The following is a 20018-nucleotide window of genomic DNA, read 5'->3' as shown; positions in this document are numbered from 1 at the left end:
TGCCTAGGCTGAACGGATGATCGAGGAGTGGGGGAGCGCCGTTCCGGTGCTCGCGGTCGCGGCCGCGCTGTGGACGAGGCGGCCACGGCCGACGGTGGTGGCGGGGGCGGTGTCGCTCGGGCTGACGGCCTTCGGGGCGGCGCGGGGCGGTTTCGGTGAGGGCGGTCCGGCCGGAGCGATCGGAGTGGTCGAACTGGTCGGGCTGCTGGCCCTGGTGACGGTGACGGTGCGTACCGGCCGGGGCCGGGTGGCCACTGCGGGGCTGGCGGTGGCGCTGCTCTGCTGGCCGCTCCGGTACGCGGCCCCGGTCGAGGGCTGGCAGCAGGTCGGGCTGCTCGGGTTCGGTGCGGTCGGGGCGCTGGGAGCGGCGCTGGTCGGCGGCTACCTCTGGTCGCTGGACGGGCTCCGGCACCGTGAGGTGGCGGCCGCCCGCCGGGCCGAGCAGCTCGAACTCGCGCACGACCTGCACGACTTCGTGGCCCACGACGTGAGCGGGATGGTGGCGCTGGCCCAGGCGGGTGGCTTCCTGGCAGCCGGGCACCCGGAGCAGGCCGAGGTGTTCCGGCGGATCGAGCAGTCCGGTCAGCAGGCGCTCGCCTCGCTGGACCGGACCGTCCAGCTGCTCCGCACCGAGGAGGCGGCCCGCCGGGCCCCGCAGCCGGGGCTGGCCGAACTCCCGGCGCTGGCCGAGCGGTTCACCGCCACCGGGGCGGCAGAGGTCCGGCTCGACCTGCCGGAGCGACCGGTCGGCCGGGAGGTCGGGGCCACCGTGCACCGGATCGTGGTCGAGGCGCTGACCAACGTCCGGCGGCACGCCCCTGGGGCTCGGGTCATTCTGGTGACACTGCGTCACATCGAGGGAAATCAGCTGGTGTTGACGGTCGCCGACGACGGCGGCGCGGTCGAGCACCAGGCACGTCGGCGGGGCGGCCACGGGCTGACCGCACTGGCGGCCAGGGTCGAGGCACTGGACGGCACGCTGCACGCGGGCCGCACCGAGCAGGGCTGGCAGGTCACCGTGACGCTGCCGGCGGACGAAGCCGAGGGGCAGTCATGAGCGTCAGGATCCTGCTGGCCGACGACCACGACGACATCCGCAGCGCGTACCGGATCATCCTGGACGCCCAGCCCGATCTGACCGTGGTGGCGGAGACGGCCGACGGGGCGTCGGCGCTCGAACAGGCCCGGCTGCTCCGGCCGGACGTGGTGCTGGCGGACATCCGGATGCCGAAGCTGGACGGTCTGGAGCTGACCAGGCGGCTGGCCGGCCCCGAGGTGGCCGACCCCTTGAAGGTGGTCGTGGTGACCACCTTCGACCTGGACGAGTACGTGCACACTGCTCTCCGGAACGGGGCCACCGGCTTCCTGCTCAAGCGGTCCAGCCCGGCGCTGCTGGTGGAGGCGGTCCGGGCGGCGATGGCGGGGGACACCCTGATCAGCCCGCAGCTGACGGTCCGCCTGCTGCGCGCGCTGCCCACTCCCGAACCGGTGCCCGGCTCGGGGGAGGTGCCCCTCACCGCGCGGGAGCGCGAGCTCGCCGAGCTGGTGGCGGACGGGTCGACCAACGCCGAGATCGCCGAGCGGCTGTTCATCTCGGCGGGCACGGTCAAGAACCACCTGGCCAACATCCAGCGCAAGCTCGGCGTCCGGAACCGGGTCGGCATCGCGGCCCGGGTCTGGGGCGAACGGCGGTAGTCGGACCGGGCACTCGTGCGCTTGTGAACGAAAGGTCAAGCGCGCGTTCGGGGAGCGCCACCCGGTCGAGTGAGGCGCACTATCACGTCAACCTCGCTCCTTGAAATTTGCTCGGCATGCGCTCTGATTGATATAGGCGAAGCGCTCTGACCAGTCACTTCACAGGCGATTGCGACGGTTTGTGAGCACTTGCCTGCACTGTGTTGATTGAAGGCGACTCAGGTGCCTTGGTGGCGCTTTGCGAGGTGGCGTAGATCACAAAGATCATCCAGAACTGCGTGTCGCACGTCACAAGCCGACGGGCATAGGATGCGCTCGTTCCAGCCCTTGTGAACTGCCTCACATGAGGTGATCTCACGAGTTGGATCACGGGTCGACCACAGCGTGACCCGGCAGTTCCGATCTGCAGTCAAGGACGACCGGACGGAGGGAGCGGGGGCCCATGAATGCCTACGCGCCGATCCTCGTACTCGGTGCCATCGCGGCGGCGTTCGCGGTCGGCTCCGTCGTGATGGCCTCACTGACCGGCCCGAAGCGGTACAACCGGGCCAAGTTGGAGGCGTACGAGTGCGGTATCGAACCGACCCCGCAGCCCATGGGCGGCGGCCGGTTCCCGATCAAGTACTACCTCACGGCGATGCTCTTCATCGTCTTCGACATCGAGATCGTCTTCCTCTACCCCTGGGCGGTCAGCTTCGACTCCCTGGGGATCTTCGGGTTGGTCGAGATGCTCCTGTTCATCGCCACCGTCTTCGTCGCCTACGCCTACGTCTGGCGTCGCGGCGGTCTGGAGTGGGACTGAGCAGCCCCTTGTGAACACAAGGGCAAACCACCGGACTTGGAGAAGGCAGAGAGGGATCTGATGGGAATCGAGGAGAAGCTGCCGAGCGGCTTTCTGCTCACCAGCGTCGAGACGGCGGCGGGGTGGGTGCGCAAATCGTCGCTGTTCCCCGCCACCTTCGGGCTGGCCTGCTGCGCGATCGAGATGATGACCACCGGGGCGGGCCGCTACGACCTGGCCCGGTTCGGCATGGAGGTCTTCCGGGGTTCGCCCCGGCAGGCCGATCTGATGATCGTGGCAGGCCGGGTGAGTCAGAAGATGGCACCGGTGCTGCGCCAGGTGTACGACCAGATGGCCAACCCGAAGTGGGTCATCTCGATGGGCGTCTGCGCCTCCTCGGGCGGGATGTTCAACAACTACGCGATCGTGCAGGGCGTGGACCACATCGTCCCGGTCGACATCTACCTGCCCGGCTGTCCGCCGCGGCCGGAGATGCTGATGGACGCGATCCTCAAGCTGCACGAGAAGATCCGGAACGAGCCGCTGGGCGCGAACCGGCTCCGGGCCGAGGAGTTGGCCGAGGAGCTGGCCCTGGGCGCCACCCCGACCAGCGAGATGGGGGGGCTGCTGCGATGACCGAGCAGACACCCGTCCCCGCGACCCGGAGAGAAATCCCCGTCGAGGTGGTCGGCAAGCGCCAGGGCATGTTCGGTGCCCAGGGCAGTGGCGACACCTCCGGCTTCGGCGGCCTGGCCGCCCCGATCGCGCTGCCGCCCGCCAGCAGCCGACCGTACGGCCACGGCTTCGACGAGGTCGCGGACGAGTTCGAGGGTGCGCTGGAGGAGCAGGGGCTCGACCCGGCCGAGGTGATCGAGAAGACCGTGGTGGACCGCGGCGAGCTCACCTTCCAGATCGCCCGCGAGCACCTGCTCAGGGCGGCCCGGATCCTGCGCGACGACCCGGCGCTCCGGTACGAACTCTGCCTGGGCGTCAACGGGGTGCACTACCCGAGCGAGCCCGGGCGCGAGCTGCACGCGGTCTACCCGCTGCGCTCGATCACCCACGGCCGGCTGCTCCGGGTGGAGGTCACCGCACCGGACGCCGACCCGCGGATCCCGTCGCTGGTCAGCGTCTACCCGACCAACGACTGGCACGAGCGCGAGACCTACGACTTCTTCGGCCTGGTCTTCGAGGGACACCCGGCGCTCACCCGGATCATGATGCCGGACGACTGGACCGGCCACCCGCAGCGCAAGGACTACCCGCTCGGTGGCATCCCCGTCGAGTACAAGGGTGCCCAGATCCCGGCGCCCGACCAGCGGAGGTCGTACAGCTGATGACCACTCAATACGAAGAGGCGAGGGACACCACCGAGGGCCGCGTCTTCACCGTCACCGGTGGCGACTGGGGCGAGGTGGTGGAGGCCGTCGGCCGGGCCGACGACGAGCGGATCATCGTCAACATGGGTCCGCAACACCCCTCCACCCACGGGGTGTTGCGCCTGATCCTGGAGATCGACGGCGAGACCGTGACCGAGGCCAGGTGCGGGATCGGCTACCTGCACACCGGCATCGAGAAGAACATGGAGTACCGCAACTGGGTCCAGGGCACCACGTTCGTCACGCGGATGGACTACCTGACCCCGATGTTCAACGAGACCGCGTACTGCCTCGCGGTCGAGAAGCTGCTCGGGATCACCGACCAGATCCCGGACCGGGCCAGCGTGATCCGGGTGCTGATGATGGAGCTCAACCGGATCTCCTCGCACCTGGTCTGCCTGGCCACCGGCGGGATGGAGATCGGCTCCACGACGCTGATGATCTACGGCTTCCGGGACCGCGAACTCATCCTGGACGTCTTCGAGTTGGTCACCGGCCTGCGGATGAACCACGCCTACGTCCGCCCCGGCGGACTGGCCCAGGACCTGCCGCCCGGTGCGGTCGACCAGGTCCGGGAGGCGGTCAAGCTGCTCCGCTCCCGGATGCACGAGTACGACAAGCTGGCCACCGGCAACCCGATCTTCAAGGCCCGGCTGGTCGACGTCGGCTTCCTGGACCTGGCCGGCTGTCTGGCGCTCGGTGCCACCGGTCCGATCCTGCGGGCCACCGGCCTGCCGCACGACCTGCGCAAGACCGACCCGTACTGCGGGTACGAGGACTACGAGTTCGACGTGGCGACCGCCGACAGCGCGGACTCCTACGGGCGGTTCCTGATCCGCCTGGAGGAGATGCACCAGTCGCTGCGGATCGTCGAGCAGTGCCTGGACCGGCTGAAGCCGGGGCCGGTGATGGTGGCGGACAAGAAGATCGCCTGGCCCGCCCAACTCTCCGTCGGCCCCGACGGCATGGGCAACTCGCTGGACCACATCCGGAAGATCATGGGCACCTCGATGGAGGCCCTGATCCACCACTTCAAGCTGGTCACCGAGGGCTTCCGGGTCCCGGTCGGCCAGGCGTACACGGCGGTCGAGTCGCCCAAGGGCGAGCTCGGGGTGCACGTGGTGAGCGACGGCGGTACCCGGCCCTACCGGGTGCACTTCCGCGATCCCTCGTTCACCAACCTGCAGTCGATGGCGGCGATGTGCGAGGGCGGCCAGATCGCCGACGTGATCGTCGCGGTGGCCGGGATCGACCCGGTGATGGGAGGCGTGGACCGGTGAGTGACGTCCAACTGGGGATGCCGGCACTTCCGGCGAAGCCGTACCCGGCCGAGGTGCACGCCCGACTGGTGGCGGACGCCAAGGAGTTGATCGGCCGCTACCCCGTGGCCCGGTCCGCCCTGCTGCCGCTGCTGCACCTGGTGCAGGCCGAGGAGGGCTGCGTCACGCCGACCGGTATCCGGTTCTGCGCCGAGCAGCTGGAGCTGACCACGGCCGAGGTGACCGCGGTGGCCACCTTCTACACCATGTACCGGCGGCGCCCGGCCGGGAAGTACCACGTCGGCGTCTGCACCAACACGCTCTGCGCGGTGCTCGGCGGTGACCAGATCTTCGACGAGCTCAAGCAGCACCTGGGTGTCGAGAACAACGAGACCACCGCCGACGGCGAGATCTCGATCGAGCACATCGAGTGCAACGCGGCCTGCGACTACGCCCCCGTGGTGATGGTCAACTGGGAGTTCTTCGACAACCAGACCCCGGACAGCGCACGGCAGTTGGTCGACGACCTGCGGGCCGGGCACGACCCGCGGCCGACCCGGGGCGCCCGGCTCTGCTCGTTCAAGGAGACCTCGCGGATCCTGGCCGGCTTCCCGGACGAGCGCCCCGGCGCGGTGGACGCCTCCGGCGCGGGCGGCGCGCCCTCGCTGGCCGGGCTCCGGCTGGCCAAGGGCGAGGCACTGCCCGGCACCCCGGGCGCCAAGGTCGTGGCCCCCCGGCACGAAGGGACGGAAGCGTGATGACCTCCGTAGAGCCGGCCGAGAAGTTGCTCTCGCCCGTGCTGTCCGCCTCCTGGGACGACACCCGCCCCTGGACGCTCGACACCTACCTCCGCCACGACGGCTACCGGGGCCTGCGCAACGCGCTGGCGATGGCGCCGGACGACCTGATCGCGCTGGTCAAGGACTCCGGCCTGCGCGGCCGTGGCGGGGCCGGCTTCCCGACCGGCATGAAGTGGCAGTTCATCCCGCAGAACGACGGCAAGCCGCACTACCTGGTGGTGAACGCCGACGAGTCCGAGCCGGGCACCTGCAAGGACATCCCGCTGCTGTTCGCCAACCCGCACTCGCTGATCGAGGGCATGATCATCGCCTCGTACGCGATCCGCTGCGACCACGCCTTCATCTACCTGCGCGGTGAAGTCGTCCCGGTGCTGCGGCGGTTGCACGCGGCGGTGGCCGAGGCGTACGAGGCCGGGTACCTCGGCAAGAACATCCTCGGCTCCGGTATCGACCTGGACATCACCGTGCACGCGGGCGCCGGGGCGTACATCTGCGGCGAGGAGACCGCGCTGCTGGACTCGCTGGAGGGCCGTCGCGGCCAGCCGCGACTTCGGCCGCCGTTCCCCGCGATCGCCGGTCTGTACGCCTGCCCGACGGTGGTCAACAACGTCGAGTCGATCGCCTCGGTGCCGCCGATCCTGGCCCGGGGCAACGAGTGGTTCAAGTCGCTGGGCACCGAGAAGTCGCCCGGCTTCACGCTCTACTCGCTCTCCGGCCACGTCACCAACCCCGGCCAGTACGAGGCCCCGCTCGGCATCACGCTCCGTCAGCTGCTGGACATCAGCGGCGGCGTCCGGGCCGGGCACCGGCTCAAGTTCTGGACCCCGGGCGGCAGTTCCACCCCGATGTTCACCGACCAGCACCTCGACGTCCCGCTGGACTACGAGGGCGTCGGCGCGGCCGGCTCGATGCTCGGCACCAAGGCGCTGCAGATCTTCGACGAGACCACCTGCGTGGTCCGCGCGGTCACCCGGTGGACCGAGTTCTACGCCCACGAGTCCTGCGGCAAGTGCACCCCGTGCCGCGAAGGCACGTACTGGCTGGTGCAGTTGCTGAAGCGGATCGAGTCCGGCCAGGGCCTCGCGGGCGACCTGGAGAAGCTGCTCGACATCGCCGACAACATCAACGGCAAGTCGTTCTGCGCGCTCGGCGACGGTGCGGCCAGCCCGATCGTCTCCTCGCTCGAGCACTTCAGGGCCGAGTACGAGCAGCACCTGAGCGAGCGGCGCTGCCCGTTCGACCCGGCGGCCTCCACCGTCTGGGCCGACCGCCGCGCCCACGAGTCCACCACCGAGAGGGAGGTGCACGCATGACCGTGACCGAGCCGCAGACCAGCACCGACCTGGTCACGCTCACCATCGACGGGGTCGAGGTCAGTGTGCCCAAGGGCACCCTGGTGATCCGCGCCGCCGAGCAGATCGGCACCCAGATCCCCCGGTTCTGCGACCACCCGCTGCTCGCCCCGGCCGGGGCCTGCCGGCAGTGCATCGTGGAGGTGGAGGGCCAGCGCAAGCCGGTCGCCTCCTGCACCATCCCGGTCACCGAGGGCATGGTGGTCCGCACCCAGCTCAGCTCGCCGGTGGCCGAGAAGGCCCAGCGCGGCGTGATGGAGCTGCTGTTGATCAACCACCCGCTGGACTGCCCGGTCTGCGACAAGGGCGGCGAGTGCCCGCTGCAGAACCAGGCGATGTCCACCGGGGACACCGACTCCCGCTTCGACGGTATGAAGCGGACCTACGCCAAGCCGGTCCCGGTCAGCAGTCAGGTACTGCTCGACCGGGAGCGCTGCGTGCTCTGTGCCCGCTGCACCCGCTTCTCCCAGGAGATCGCCGGCGACCCGTTCATCGAGCTGCTGGAGCGCGGCGCGCTGCAGCAGGTCGGCATCGGCGAGGGGGACGACTTCGAGTCGTACTTCTCCGGCAACACCATCCAGATCTGCCCGGTCGGCGCGCTCACCTCGGCCGCCTACCGGTTCCGCTCCCGCCCGTTCGACCTGGTCTCCTCGCCGAGCGTGTGCGAGCACTGCTCCTCCGGTTGCGCCCAGCGCACCGACCACCGGCGCGGCAAGGTGCTCCGCCGGCTGGCGGGCGAGGACCCGGCGGTGAACGAGGAGTGGAACTGCGACAAGGGCCGGTTCGCCTTCCGTTACGGCCAGCAGCGTGACCGCCTGTCGACTCCCTTGGTCCGCAAGGACGGTGAGCTGGTCGCCACCTCCTGGCCGGAGGCGCTGGCGGCCGCCGCCGCAGGTCTGGCCGGAGCCAGGGCCGCGGTGCTGGCCGGTGGCCGGGTGACGGTCGAGGACGCGTACGGCTACGGCAAGTTCGCCCGGGTCGCGCTCGGCACCAACGACGTGGACTTCCGGGCCCGCCCGCTGAGCGGCGAGGAGGCCGAATTCCTGGCCGCCGCGGTCGCCGGTCGCGGCGTCGACCTGGACGGAACGGGCGTCTCCTACCAGGCCCTCGAGGCCGCACCCGCCGCGCTGCTGGTCGGCTTCGAGCCCGAGGAGGAGTCGCCGATCGTCTTCCTGCGGCTGCGCAAGGCCAACCGGGCCACCGGCCTCCAGGTCTTCGCGGTGGCGAGCCACCGCAGCCGGGGCCTGACCAAGCTGCACGGTGCGCTGCTGCCCGCCGCGCCCGGCACCGAGGCCGAGTGGCTGACCGCCCTGGCCGACGACACCGCGCTCGGCGACGACGCCGGGCGGGCGGGCCAACTGCTGCGCCAGGCAGGCGCGGTGATCCTGGTCGGCGAACGGCTGGCCACCGTGCCCGGCGGGCTGACCGCCGCGCTGCGGCTGGCCGCCGCGACCGGGGCCGAGCTGGCCTGGGTGCCGCGCCGGGCCGGTGAGCGCGGCGCCGTCGAGGCGGGTGCGCTGCCCGGCCTGCTGCCCGGCGGCCGTCCGGTCGCCGCCGCCGAGGCGCGGGGCGAGGCCGCCGCGATCTGGGGCGGTGCCGAACTCCCGTCCAGGAGTGGCCGGGACACCGACCAGATCCTGGCCGCCGCCGCCCACGGCGACCTGGACGCGCTGGTGATCGGCGGCCTGGGGCTGGACGACCTGGCCGACCCGGCGCTGGCCGACGAGGCGCTGGCCCGGGTCCGGTTCGTGGTCTCGCTGGAGATCCGGCCTTCCGCGGTGACCGAACGCGCCGACGTGGTGCTGCCGGTGGCCGCCGTGGCGGAGAAGGCCGGCACCTTCCTGGACTGGGAGGGCCGGGTCCGGATGTTCGAGACCGCGATCAAGCCCGACCAGCTGATGGGTCGTCACCTGCACTCGGACGTCCGGGTGCTGAGCATGCTCAGCGACGCGCTGGACCGGCCGATCGGCCTGCCCGACGTCCGCGCCGCCCGGCTGGAGCTGGACCGGTTCGCCCCCTGGACGGGTGACCGCCCGGTGGCGCCGAGCACCGGCACCGTCCCGCTGCCCCGCCCGGCCGCCGGCCAGGCGGTGCTCGGCGGCCACCGGCTGCTGCTCGACCAGGGCACGCTGCAGATCGGCGACGAGCACCTGGCCGGCACCCGGCACCCGGCGGTGGCCAGGCTCTCGCCCACCACCGCCGCCGAGATCGGCGCCACCACCGCGCTCCGGATCACCGGACCGGCCGGTTCGCTCACCCTGCCGCTGGAGCTGAACCCCGAGCAGCCCGACCGCACGGTCTGGCTGCCGCTCAACTCCACGCCGGGCGGCGCCTACCGCACCCTCGGCACCACCACCGGCCACCTGGTGACCATCGCCCCGGCGGAGGAGTCATGACACTCGCTGCTTCCGACACCCTGAGCTTCTTCGGGCACGACCCGTGGTGGCTGGTGCTGATCAAGGCGGTCTTCGTCTTCGCCTTCCTGGTCGGCACGGTGCTGATCGCGATCGTCTGGGAGCGCAAGGTCGTCGCCTGGATGCAGCTGCGGATCGGCCCGAACCGGCACGGCCCCTGGGGCATGCTGCAGTCGCTGGCCGACGGCATCAAGCTGGCGCTGAAGGAAGACCTGGTGGTCACCAACGCCGACAAGGTGGTCTACGTACTGGCCCCGATCGTCGCCGCGATCCCGGCCTTCATGGCTTTCGCGGTGATCCCGCTCGGCCCGGCCGGCAACGAGATCTCGATCTTCGGCACCCGCACCCCGATGCAGCTCACCGACCTGCCGATCGCCCTGCTCTACATCCTGGCGGTGGCCTCGGTCGGCATCTACGGGATCGTGCTGGCCGGTTGGTCCTCCGGCTCGACCTACCCGCTGCTCGGCGGGCTGCGCTCGGCGGCCCAGATGATCAGCTACGAGATCGCGATGGGCCTGTCCTTCGCGGCGGTCTTCATCTACTCGGGCTCGATGTCCACCTCGGAGATCGTCGCCTCCCAGCAGCCGACCTGGTTCGCGGTGCTACTGCCGGTCTCCTTCATCATCTACGTCATCGCGATGGTGGGCGAGACCAACCGGGCACCGTTCGACCTCCCGGAGGCCGAGGGCGAGCTGGTCGGCGGCTTCAACACCGAGTACTCCTCGCTGAAGTTCGCGATGTTCATGCTGGCCGAGTACGTCAACATGGTCACCGTCTCGGCGCTGGCGGCCACCCTGTTCCTGGGCGGCTGGCGGGCCCCGTACCCGATCTCCACCTTCTGGGAGGGCGCCAACCACGGTTGGTGGCCGCTGCTCTGGATCACCATCAAGATCCAGCTGCTGCTGTTCTTCTTCATCTGGCTGCGCGGCACGCTGCCCCGGCTCAGGTACGACCAGTTCATGAAGCTGGGCTGGAAGGTGCTGCTGCCGGTCTCGCTGGTCTGGCTGGTGATGGTGGCCAGCGTCCGCGCCCTGCGGAACGAGGGCTACGCGTTCGGTCAGCTGGTGCTGTACGTCGGGGCGCCGATCGTGGTGATCCTGCTGGCCTTCCTGATCCGGGATCTGGTCAAGCCGAAGGAGACGGACGCAGCCGGCGAGCAGGCCGAGTTCGACCCGATGGCGGACGGTTACCCGGTGCCGCCGCTGCCCGGCCAGACCCTGCCGCCGGTACCGCGCCGGCCCAGCCGGGCCCCGAAACTCCAGGACGCCCTCAACGGCGCCAACCACTCCTCGTCGGAAGGGAGCTGACCATGTCTGACGAGACCGACAAGGCGTCGTTCCTCGGCCCGGCCGCAGGCTTCGGCGTGACCTTCAAGGCCATGTTCAAGAAGCGGCTGACCGAGCAGTACCCGGAGCAGAAGAAGCCCACCGCTCCGCGCTTCCACGGCCGCCACCAGCTGAACCGGCACCCGGACGGCCTGGAGAAGTGCGTCGGCTGCGAGCTCTGCGCCTGGGCCTGCCCGGCCGACGCGATCTACGTCGAGGGCGCGGACAACACCGACGAGGAGCGCTACTCGCCCGGTGAGCGGTACGGCGCGGTCTACCAGATCAACTACGCCCGCTGCATCCTGTGCGGGCTGTGCATCGAGGCCTGCCCGACCCGGGCGCTCACCATGACCAACGAGTACGAGCTGGCGGACTCCACCCGGGCCGACCTGATCTTCACCAAGGAGCAGCTGCTGGTGGGGCTCACCGAGGGCATGGTGGACACCCCGCACGCCTACTACCCGGGTGCCGACGAGGGCGCGTACTACCGCCTCGAGATCACCCAGGCGGCACCGGGCACCGTCCAGCAGGAGCGGACCGACCGGGAGCGGGAGGTGCAGGGATGACCTCCACCGGAGAGGCGGTCCAGTTCTGGATCATCGCCGTGCTCGCGGTCGGCGGCGCGCTCGGCATGCTGCTGACGAAGAAGGCGGTGCACAGCGCACTCTGCCTGGCCGCCACCATGATGGCGCTGGCGGTCTGTTACTTCGCCCAGGGTGCGGTCTTCCTGGGCGTGGTGCAGATCGTGGTCTACACCGGCGCGATCATGATGCTGTTCCTGTTCGTGCTGATGCTGGTCGGTGTGACCAGCGCCGACTCGCTCAAGGAGCAGCTGAAGGGCCAGCGGATCGCCGCCGTGCTCTGCGGCCTCGGCTTCGGCGTACTGCTGATCGCCGGGATCGCCAACGCCAAGCTCTCCACCTTCGCCGGCCTGGCCGAGGCGAACGCCGAGGGCAACGTGCAGGGCCTGGCCCGGCTGCTGTTCACCGACTACGTCTGGGCCTTCGAGCTGACCGGTGCGCTGCTGATCACCGCGGCGATCGGCGCGATGGTGCTGACCCACCGTGAGCACGTCCGGGCCCCGCTGACCCAGCGTCAGCTGGCCGCCCAGCGGGTCAAGGACAACATCCAGCTGCCGCCGCTGCCCGCCCCCGGCGTGTACGCCCGGCACAACGCGGTGGACATCCCGGCGCTGCTGCCGGACGGCACCATCAGCGAGGACTCGGTGATGAACACGCTGCGCGAGCGCGGCCAGATCCGCGACGTCAGCCGCGACATGCTGGACCGGATGGCCGAGCTGGAGGCGAGCACCGCCGACTGGCTGGGCCGCGCGCCGTCGGCCCGTCCGCCGGTGACCGGCCCGCGCAAGGCGCTGGAGACCACGCCGAAGACCAAGCCGGAGCAGGAGGAGCAGGCGTGAATCCCGTCAACTACCTCTACCTGTCGGCCCTGTTGTTCACCATCGGTGCCTCCGGCGTGCTGATCCGGCGGAACGCGATCGTGCTCTTCATGTGCGTCGAGCTGATGCTCAACGCCTCGAACCTCGCGCTGGTCACCTTCTCCCGGCTGCACGGCAACCTGGACGGCCAGATCATCGCGTTCTTCACCATGGTGGTCGCCGCGGCCGAGGTCGTGGTCGGCCTCGCCATCATCGTGTCCATCTTCCGGTCCAGGCACTCGGCTTCGGTCGATGACAGCAACCTGATGAAGCTGTAGGCGGAGGGCCCACGGTGAACTCACTCATTCCGCTGCTCGTGGCGGCCCCGTTGCTCGGTGCCACCCTGCTGCTGCTCGGTGGTCGGCTGTTCGACCGCTACGGGCACTGGCTCGGCACCGCGCTGGCCGCCACCTCGTTCGGGCTCGGCCTGGCACTGTTCTCGGACATGCTGGGCCGGGACGCCGAGCACCGCTCGGTCTCCCAGTACCTCTACACCTGGATCGAGGTCGGCGACTTCAAGGCCGACGTCGCCTTCCAGCTGGACCAACTGTCCGTCACCTTCGTGCTGTTGATCACGGGTGTCGGCACGCTGATCCACATCTACTCGATGGGCTACATGGCGCACGACCCGCGCCGCCGTCGCTTCTTCGCCTACCTGAACCTCTTCCTGGCCGCCATGCTGCTGCTCGTGCTGGCGGACAACTACCTGCTGCTGTACGCGGGTTGGGAGGGTGTGGGGCTGGCCTCGTACCTGCTGATCGGCTTCTGGCAGCACAAGCCGAGCGCGGCGGTGGCCGCGAAGAAGGCCTTCCTGGTCAACCGGGTCGGCGACCTCGGGCTCTCGATCGCCATCATGCTGATGTTCGTCGAGTTCGGCGACTTCACCTTTAGTGGGGTCTTCGGCGCCGCCGACCAGGCGAGCGAGGGCAAGCTGACCGCGATCGCGCTGATGCTGCTGCTGGCCGCCTGCGGCAAGTCCGCCCAGGTGCCGTTGCAGTCCTGGCTCGGGGACGCGATGGAGGGCCCGACCCCGGTCTCGGCCCTGATCCACGCGGCCACCATGGTGACCGCCGGGGTCTACCTGATCACCCGGTCCAGCGTGATCTTCAACCTGGCCCCCGACGCCCAGACCGTGGTCGTGGTGGTCGGTGCGGTGACGCTGCTGTTCGGTGCCATCGTCGGTTGTGCCAAGGACGACATCAAGAAGGCGCTGGCCGGCTCGACCATGTCGCAGATCGGCTACATGGTGCTGGCGGCGGGCCTCGGCCCGATCGGCTACGCCTTCGCCATCATGCACCTGGTGACGCACGGCTTCTTCAAGGCCGGGCTGTTCCTCGGCGCCGGGTCGGTCATGCACGGCATGAACGACGAGGTGAACATGCGGCACTACGGCGGCCTGCGCAAGTACATGCCGGTCACCTTCGTCACCTTCGGCCTCGGCTACCTGGCGATCATCGGCTTCCCCGGTCTGTCCGGCTTCTTCTCCAAGGACCAGATCATCGAGGCGGCGTTCGCCAAGGGCGGCACCGAGGGCTGGATCCTCGGCGTCTGCACCCTGGTCGGTGCCGCGGTCACCGCGTTCTACATGACCCGGGTGATGCTCCTGACCTTCTTCGGCGAGAAGCGCTGGCAGACCGACGATGAAGGCCACGAGCCGCACCCGCACGAGTCCCCGGCCGTCATGACGCTGCCGATGGTCGTACTGGCCTTCGGCTCGGTCTTCGCCGGTGGGCTGTTCGCCTGGAACGAGTCCTTCGTCGACTGGCTGGAGCCGGTCACCGGACTGGCCCACGGCGACTCGCCGCTGAACGCCACCACGGTCACCCTGCTCACCTCGGTCTGCGTGCTCGCCGGTGTGCTGCTGTCCTGGCTGATGTACGGCCGCTCGTCCGTGCCGGTCGTCCCGCCGGTGGGCTCACTGCTCACCCGGGCGGCCCGCCGCGACCTGCTCCAGGACGACTTCAACCACGCCGTGCTGGTCCGCCCCGGCTCCGCCCTGGCCGCCTCGCTGGTCTACCTGGACAGCAAGGCCGTGGACGGCTTCGTGAACGGTCTGGCCGCCGCGATCGGCGGCATCTCCGGCCGGCTGCGCCGGATCCAGACCGGTTACGTCCGCACCTACGCGCTCTCGATGTTCGGCGGCACCCTGGTGCTGGTCGCCACCACTCTCCTGATGAGGTCGGTCTGATGTCTCGTCACTTCGCAAGGGAGGTACGGCGATGAGCTACCTGCTGACCGCCACCTGTGCCGTCCCCGCCGCCGGGGCGGTGCTCACCGCGGCGCTGCCGGGCGGCACCACCGAGGCCCGCCGTCGGACGGCGAAGCTCACCGCGATGGCCGTCTCGACGGCCGCCCTGGTGCTGGCCGTGCTGGTCGCCGTCCGGTACGAACCCGGCGGTGACCGCTACCAGTTGACCGAGTCGTACAGCTGGATCAGGTCCTTCGGGATCAGCTTCTCGCTCGGCGTGGACGGGATCGGCGCGGTCCTCGTGCTGCTCACCGCCGTGCTGGTGCCGATCGTGCTGCTGGCCTCCTGGCACGACGCGGAGCCGATCCAGAACCCGGACGGCACCTTCGAGAACCTGCGCCGGACCCAGGGCTTCTTCGCCCTGGTGCTGGCGGTCGAGGCGATGGTGATCGTCTCCTTCCTGGCCACCGACGTCTTCGTGTTCTACGTCTTCTTCGAAGCCATGCTGATCCCGATGTACTTCCTGATCGGCGGCTTCGGCGACCGGGCCGGCGGTCCGGACGCGAGCGCCCAGCGCTCGTACGCCGCCGTCAAGTTCCTGCTCTACAACCTGCTCGGCGGGCTGGTCATGCTGGCCGCCGTGATCGGGCTGTACGTGATCGCCGCCGGACAGGGCCTGGCCACCTTCGACCTGCCGACCCTGACGAACGCGATCGCCGACGGCAGGCTGGTGATCGACCCGACCGCCGAGAAGGCGCTCTTCCTGGGCTTCTTCTTCGCCTTCGCGGTGAAGGCCCCGCTCTGGCCGCTGCACACCTGGCTGCCGAACGCGATGGGCGAGGCCACCGCCGGAACGGCCGTCCTCATCACGGCGGTCGTCGACAAGGTCGGCACCTTCGCGATGCTGCGGTTCTGCCTCGGGCTCTTCCCGGAGGCGTCCACCACCTTCGGTCCGGTGATCCTGGTGCTGGCCCTGATCGGGATCGTCTACGGCGCGCTGCTGGCGGTCGGTCAGAAGGACATCAAGCGGCTGGTCGCGTACGCCTCGATCTCGCACTTCGGCTTCATCATCATGGGGATCTTCGCCTTCACCACCCAGGCGCAGAGCGGTGCCACCCTCTACATGGTGAACCACGGCATCTCCACCGCCGCCTGGATGCTGGTCGCGGGCTTCCTGATCTCCCGTCGGGGCTCGCGCCTGATCAGCGACTTCGGCGGCGTGCAGAAGGTCGCCCCGGTGCTCGCCGGGACCTTCCTGATCGGCGGCCTGGCCACCCTCTCGCTGCCCGGGCTCGCCCCGTTCGTCAGCGAGTTCCTGGTCCTGGTCGGCACCTTCTCCAAGTACCCGGTGATCGGGATCATCGCCACCCTTGGCATCGTGCTGGCCGCGCTGTACGCGCTGCTGCTCTACCAACGCACCATGACCGGACCGGTCAAGGAGGGCGTGGCGGGTATGGCGGACCTGAAGGTCCGTGAACTCGCCGTGGTGGCCCCGCTGGTGGCCCTGACCATCCTGCTGGGCGTCTACCCCAAGCCGCTCACCGACCTGGTCAACCCGACCGTGGACGCCACCCAGTCCCAGGTCCAGCAGACCGACCCGGCACCGGCCCACCCGGTCGCCGCCACCACCGGAGGTGAGCACAAGTGAGCGGTTGGCTCGCCGCCGCGGGCGGCAACAGCCCCAGCATCCCGGCGCCGCACATCGAGTACGGCCAGCTCTCGCCGATGCTGATCGTCTTCGGCGCCGCCCTGCTGGGCGTCCTGGCCGAGGCCTTCCTGCCGCGCCGGGCCCGGTACGGCGCCCAGCTCACCATCGCGCTGCTCGGTCTGGCCGCCTCGTTCGGCGCCGTGGTGGTGCTGGCCGCCCAGGGTCACGCCACCACCGAGGCCGGGCTGCTGGCGATGGGCGCGGTGGCCATCGACGGCCCCGCGCTGTTCCTCCAGGGCCTGATCGTGCTCTCCGCCGCGGTGGCCGTGCTCACCTACGCCGAGCGCCGGCTGGAGCCGAGGCTGAACGGCAACGCGGTGGACGCCTTCGCCCCGCAGGGCGCGGCCGTCCCCGGCAGCGAGCAGGAGCGGGAGGCCACCAGGGCCGGGTTCGCCTCCACCGAGGTCTTCCCGCTCACCCTGTTCGCGGTCGGCGGCATGCTGCTCTTCCCGGCCGCCAACGACCTGCTGACCATGTTCGTCGCGCTGGAGGTCTTCTCCCTCCCGCTCTACCTGCTGTGCGCCCTGGCCCGGCGCCGCCGGCTGCTCTCCCAGGAGGCGGCGGTCAAGTACTTCCTGCTCGGCGCCTTCGCCTCGGCCTTCTTCCTGTTCGGCACCGCGCTGCTGTACGGCTACGCGGGCACCGTCAGCCTCGGCGGGATCGCCGACGTGGTGTCCGGGGTCGCCCAGGTCACCCCCGCGCTGGCGGGCTCAACCCAGAACGACGCGCTGCTGCTGATCGGCCTGGCGATGATCTCGGTCGGCCTGCTCTTCAAGGTCGGCGCGGTGCCGTTCCACTCCTGGACCCCGGACGTCTACCAGGGCGCGCCGACCCCGGTCACCGGCTTCATGGCCGCGGCCACCAAGACGGCCGCGTTCGGCGCCTTCCTCCGGCTGTTCTACGTGGCCTTCCCCGGCCTGCGCTGGGACTGGCGGCCCGTCATGTGGGGCGTGGCGATCCTGACCATGGTGGTCGGCGCGGTGCTGGCCGTCACCCAGCAGGACGTCAAGCGGCTGCTGGCTTACTCCTCGATCGCGCACGCCGGGTTCATCCTGACCGGGGTGATCGCCTCCAACAAGCAGGGCATCGGTGCGGTGCTCTTCTACCTGGCTGCGTACTCCTTCGTCACCCTCGGCGCGTTCGCGGTGGTGACCCTGGTGCGCGACTCCAAGGGCGAGGCCACCCATCTCTCCAGCTGGGCCGGTCTGGGCCGGCGGTCGCCGCTGCTGGCAGCGGTCTTCGCGCTCTTCCTGCTGGCCTTCGCCGGTATCCCGCTGACCTCCGGCTTCACCGGCAAGTTCGCGGTGTTCCAGGCGGCGGCGGCCGGCGGCGCCACGCCGCTGGTGATCGTCGGTGTGCTCAGCTCGGCCGTCGCGGCCTTCTTCTACATCCGCGTGATCGTGCTGATGTTCTTCTCCGACCCGCGCCCGGGCGGGCCCGCCGTGGCCGTGCCCAGCGTGCTCACCCGCACCGCCATCGCGATCGGCGTGCTGGTCACCCTGGTGCTCGGGCTGGCCCCGCAGTACTTCCTCGACCTGGCCACCTCGGCCTCGGTCTTCACGCGTTGAGTCGTCGCGGCAGGGCCCGTAGCCGCAGGCTGCGGGCCCTGTTTCGTGCACACCCGTGTGCACACCCGCACGCCCGTGCAGTGATCCACTCACAACCGGATACCCTCCTTGTAGGCCAGCGGCGGCACTCAGGGACCAGGCCGCGAATCGACCAGGGACAGGAGTGGTCTGCGTGACCGTCGTGGGGCCCTTCGGACTGAGCGTGCAGGACCGCGATCTGACCAGCGACGTGCAGGCCGGCATGGATGCCGTCGAGGCGTCCCTGACCGAGACGGTCAAGAGCGACGTCCCCTTCATCACCGTCACCGCGAGCCACCTGATCGAGGCCGGCGGCAAGCGCTTCCGCCCGCTGCTGGTCATGCTGGCCGCCCAGTTCGGCGACCCGTACGCGCCCGGTGTGGTCCCCGCCGCAGTGGTGGTCGAGCTGACCCACCTGGCCACGCTGTACCACGACGACGTGATGGACGAGGCCCCCGTCCGGCGGGGCGCGCCGAGCGCCAACTCCCGCTGGGACAACTCGGTCGCGATCCTGACCGGCGACTTCCTGTTCTCCCGCGCCTCCCAGGTGCTGGCGGACCTCGGCCCGGCGGCGGTCCGCCTGCAGGCCGACGCCTTCGAGCGGCTGGTGACCGGTCAGATCCTGGAGACCGCGGGCCCGCGCCCCGAGGACGACCCGCTCCAGCACTACCTGGACGTGATCGCGGGCAAGACCGGCTCGCTGGTCGCGGTCGCCTGCCACCTCGGCGCGCTGATGGCCGGGGCCACGCCGGAGGCGGTCGAGATCCTCCGCCAGTACGGCGAGCGGATGGGCACCGCGTTCCAGCTCGCCGACGACGTGCTCGACATCGCCAGCGACGGCCACGAGTCCGGCAAGACCCCCGGCACCGACCTGCGCGAGGGCGTGCCGACGCTGCCGATCCTGCTGCTCCAGCAGATGCCGGTGGACGAGAGCGACCCCGAGGACGTCCGGCTGCGCGAGCTGCTCACCCTCGACCTGGCGGGCGACGACGAGCTGCACGCCGAGGCGCTCAAGCTGCTGCGCCGGCACCCCGCGCTGGAGCGCGCCCGCCGGGACACCCTGCGCTACGCCGAGGAGGCCCGCGCGCTGCTGGCCCCGCTGCCGGACTGCCCGGCCAAGGCGGCCCTGCAGGGTCTGTGCGACGCGGTGGCCATCCGCACGATGTGACGGGGCCCGCCGTGTGACGCGCCGTCACATGCGGGAGACTGGACGCCGTCCGGTCTCCCTGCCCGAAAGGCCGTCATGCTCCGTGTCGTCATCGCCGAGGACTCCGTACTGCTGCGTGAGGGTCTGACCAGGCTGCTCACCGACCGGGGCCTGGAGGTGGTCGCGGGCGTCGGGGACGGCGAGGCACTGGTCCGCACCGTGCAGGAGCTGGCCGCCGTCGACGCGCTGCCCGACGTGGTGGTGGCCGACGTCCGGATGCCGCCGACCCACACCGACGAGGGCATCAGGGCCTGCGTCACGCTGCGTGGCCTGTACCCGGCGGTGGGGGTGCTGGTGCTCTCCCAGTACGTCGAGGAGAAGTACGCGAGCGAGCTGCTGGCCGGCTCCACCCGGGGCGTCGGCTACCTGCTCAAGGACCGGGTCGCCGAGGTCAGGGAGTTCGTCGACGCCGTGGTCCGGGTCGCCGACGGTGGCACCGCGCTGGACCCGGAGGTGGTGCAGCAGCTGCTCAGCCGCAGCCGAAAGGGTGACGTGCTGGCCGGGCTGACCCCGCGCGAGCGGGAGGTGCTCGGGCTGATGGCCGAGGGGCGGACCAACGCCGCGGTGGCCCGGCAGCTGGTGGTCTCGGACGGTGCGGTGGAGAAGCACGTCAGCAACATCTTCCTCAAGCTGGGCCTGGGCCAGAGCCCCGAGGACCACCGGCGGGTGCTGGCCGTGCTCACCTACCTGCAGTCCTAGGGGGGCTTGATCCGGCCACCCCTGCGCAGGGCATGAAGACCCCTGACGTCAACGTTGTGTACCAGTGGAGGCCCCGCCGTTGACCCGAAGTTCCGGCCCACGCGGGGTCCGGACACCTAGGATGCGAAGCAGTGCACCACGCGGACGGGGCACACGGCTCACGCCCGCGGCTGGCGCCCACGAGGAG

Annotated in this window: 18 protein-coding genes; all 18 read left to right on the top strand. The window is 70.4% G+C overall.

Features of this window, described 5'->3' with window-relative positions:
• Positions 1-16: 16 nt before the first annotated feature.
• The 18 genes from ASC99_RS02500 to ASC99_RS02415 all read left to right on the top strand — a co-directional run bounded on the left by ASC99_RS02500 (position 17) and on the right by ASC99_RS02415 (position 19831).
• Positions 17-1057: a sensor histidine kinase gene (locus ASC99_RS02500; protein WP_057227597.1), complete on the top strand. Its 1041-nt coding sequence runs from the start codon at positions 17-19 to the stop codon at positions 1055-1057.
• Positions 1054-1695: a response regulator transcription factor gene (locus ASC99_RS02495; protein WP_057227595.1), complete on the top strand. Its 642-nt coding sequence runs from the start codon at positions 1054-1056 to the stop codon at positions 1693-1695. The genes ASC99_RS02500 and ASC99_RS02495 overlap by 4 nt, the downstream gene beginning before the upstream one ends.
• 442 nt (positions 1696-2137) lie before the next feature.
• Positions 2138-2497 (top strand): NADH-quinone oxidoreductase subunit A, encoded by a 360-nt coding sequence (locus ASC99_RS02490; RefSeq protein WP_057227592.1) that lies wholly within the window; start codon positions 2138-2140, stop codon positions 2495-2497.
• 60 nt (positions 2498-2557) lie between these two features.
• Complete coding sequence (locus ASC99_RS02485; protein ID WP_057227590.1) at positions 2558-3112, top strand: NADH-quinone oxidoreductase subunit B family protein; 555 nt, start codon at positions 2558-2560, stop codon at positions 3110-3112.
• Positions 3109-3813 carry an NADH-quinone oxidoreductase subunit C gene (locus ASC99_RS02480; RefSeq protein WP_057227588.1) on the top strand — a complete coding sequence of 235 codons (705 nt, stop codon included), beginning with the start codon at positions 3109-3111 and terminating at the stop codon, positions 3811-3813. The genes ASC99_RS02485 and ASC99_RS02480 overlap by 4 nt, the downstream gene beginning before the upstream one ends.
• The gene (locus tag ASC99_RS02475; protein ID WP_057227586.1) at positions 3813-5135 is read left to right on the top strand and encodes an NADH-quinone oxidoreductase subunit D; all 1323 of its coding nucleotides are present in this window, start codon (positions 3813-3815) and stop codon (positions 5133-5135) included. Before ASC99_RS02480 ends, ASC99_RS02475 begins: the two co-directional genes overlap by 1 nt.
• Positions 5132-5872, top strand: coding sequence for an NADH-quinone oxidoreductase subunit NuoE (gene nuoE, locus ASC99_RS02470; protein ID WP_235502734.1), 741 nt, complete (start codon positions 5132-5134; stop codon positions 5870-5872). The genes ASC99_RS02475 and nuoE overlap by 4 nt, the downstream gene beginning before the upstream one ends.
• On the top strand, positions 5872-7227 hold the full coding sequence (nuoF, locus tag ASC99_RS02465) for an NADH-quinone oxidoreductase subunit NuoF (protein WP_057227584.1): 1356 nt from the start codon (positions 5872-5874) through the stop codon (positions 7225-7227). Before nuoE ends, nuoF begins: the two co-directional genes overlap by 1 nt.
• The gene (locus ASC99_RS02460; RefSeq protein ID WP_057227582.1) at positions 7224-9662 is read left to right on the top strand and encodes an NADH-quinone oxidoreductase subunit G; all 2439 of its coding nucleotides are present in this window, start codon (positions 7224-7226) and stop codon (positions 9660-9662) included. Before nuoF ends, ASC99_RS02460 begins: the two co-directional genes overlap by 4 nt.
• The gene (gene nuoH / locus ASC99_RS02455) at positions 9659-10987 is read left to right on the top strand and encodes an NADH-quinone oxidoreductase subunit NuoH (protein ID WP_057227579.1); all 1329 of its coding nucleotides are present in this window, start codon (positions 9659-9661) and stop codon (positions 10985-10987) included. Before ASC99_RS02460 ends, nuoH begins: the two co-directional genes overlap by 4 nt.
• A 2-nt stretch (positions 10988-10989) precedes the next feature.
• Positions 10990-11571, top strand: a complete 582-nt coding sequence (gene nuoI / locus ASC99_RS02450; protein ID WP_057227577.1) for an NADH-quinone oxidoreductase subunit NuoI — start codon at positions 10990-10992, stop codon at positions 11569-11571.
• A complete protein-coding gene (locus tag ASC99_RS02445; protein WP_057227574.1) occupies positions 11568-12425 on the top strand; it encodes an NADH-quinone oxidoreductase subunit J in 858 nt (285 codons plus the stop codon). The genes nuoI and ASC99_RS02445 overlap by 4 nt, the downstream gene beginning before the upstream one ends.
• Entirely contained in the window at positions 12422-12721 is a 300-nt protein-coding gene (gene nuoK / locus ASC99_RS02440; protein ID WP_057227572.1) for an NADH-quinone oxidoreductase subunit NuoK, read from the top strand. Before ASC99_RS02445 ends, nuoK begins: the two co-directional genes overlap by 4 nt.
• Positions 12722-12735: 14 nt before the next feature.
• Positions 12736-14631, top strand: coding sequence for an NADH-quinone oxidoreductase subunit L (gene nuoL / locus ASC99_RS02435; protein ID WP_057227570.1), 1896 nt, complete (start codon positions 12736-12738; stop codon positions 14629-14631).
• A 31-nt stretch (positions 14632-14662) separates the two neighbouring features.
• Positions 14663-16279 (top strand): NADH-quinone oxidoreductase subunit M, encoded by a 1617-nt coding sequence (locus ASC99_RS02430; RefSeq protein ID WP_057227568.1) that lies wholly within the window; start codon positions 14663-14665, stop codon positions 16277-16279.
• On the top strand, positions 16276-17907 hold the full coding sequence (gene nuoN, locus ASC99_RS02425; protein WP_057227566.1) for an NADH-quinone oxidoreductase subunit NuoN: 1632 nt from the start codon (positions 16276-16278) through the stop codon (positions 17905-17907). Before ASC99_RS02430 ends, nuoN begins: the two co-directional genes overlap by 4 nt.
• A 172-nt stretch (positions 17908-18079) precedes the next feature.
• Positions 18080-19093 (top strand): polyprenyl synthetase family protein, encoded by a 1014-nt coding sequence (locus tag ASC99_RS02420; RefSeq protein WP_057227564.1) that lies wholly within the window; start codon positions 18080-18082, stop codon positions 19091-19093.
• A gap of 75 nt (positions 19094-19168) precedes the next feature.
• Positions 19169-19831: a response regulator transcription factor gene (locus tag ASC99_RS02415; protein ID WP_057227562.1), complete on the top strand. Its 663-nt coding sequence runs from the start codon at positions 19169-19171 to the stop codon at positions 19829-19831.
• Positions 19832-20018 lie beyond the last annotated feature (187 nt).

Origin of the sequence: Kitasatospora sp. Root107 (assembly GCF_001424875.1) — a bacterium.
Taxonomy (GTDB): domain Bacteria; phylum Actinomycetota; class Actinomycetes; order Streptomycetales; family Streptomycetaceae; genus Kitasatospora.
Note: the sequence above shows the minus strand (reverse complement) of the source record. Positions and strands in the feature narration are given on the sequence as shown.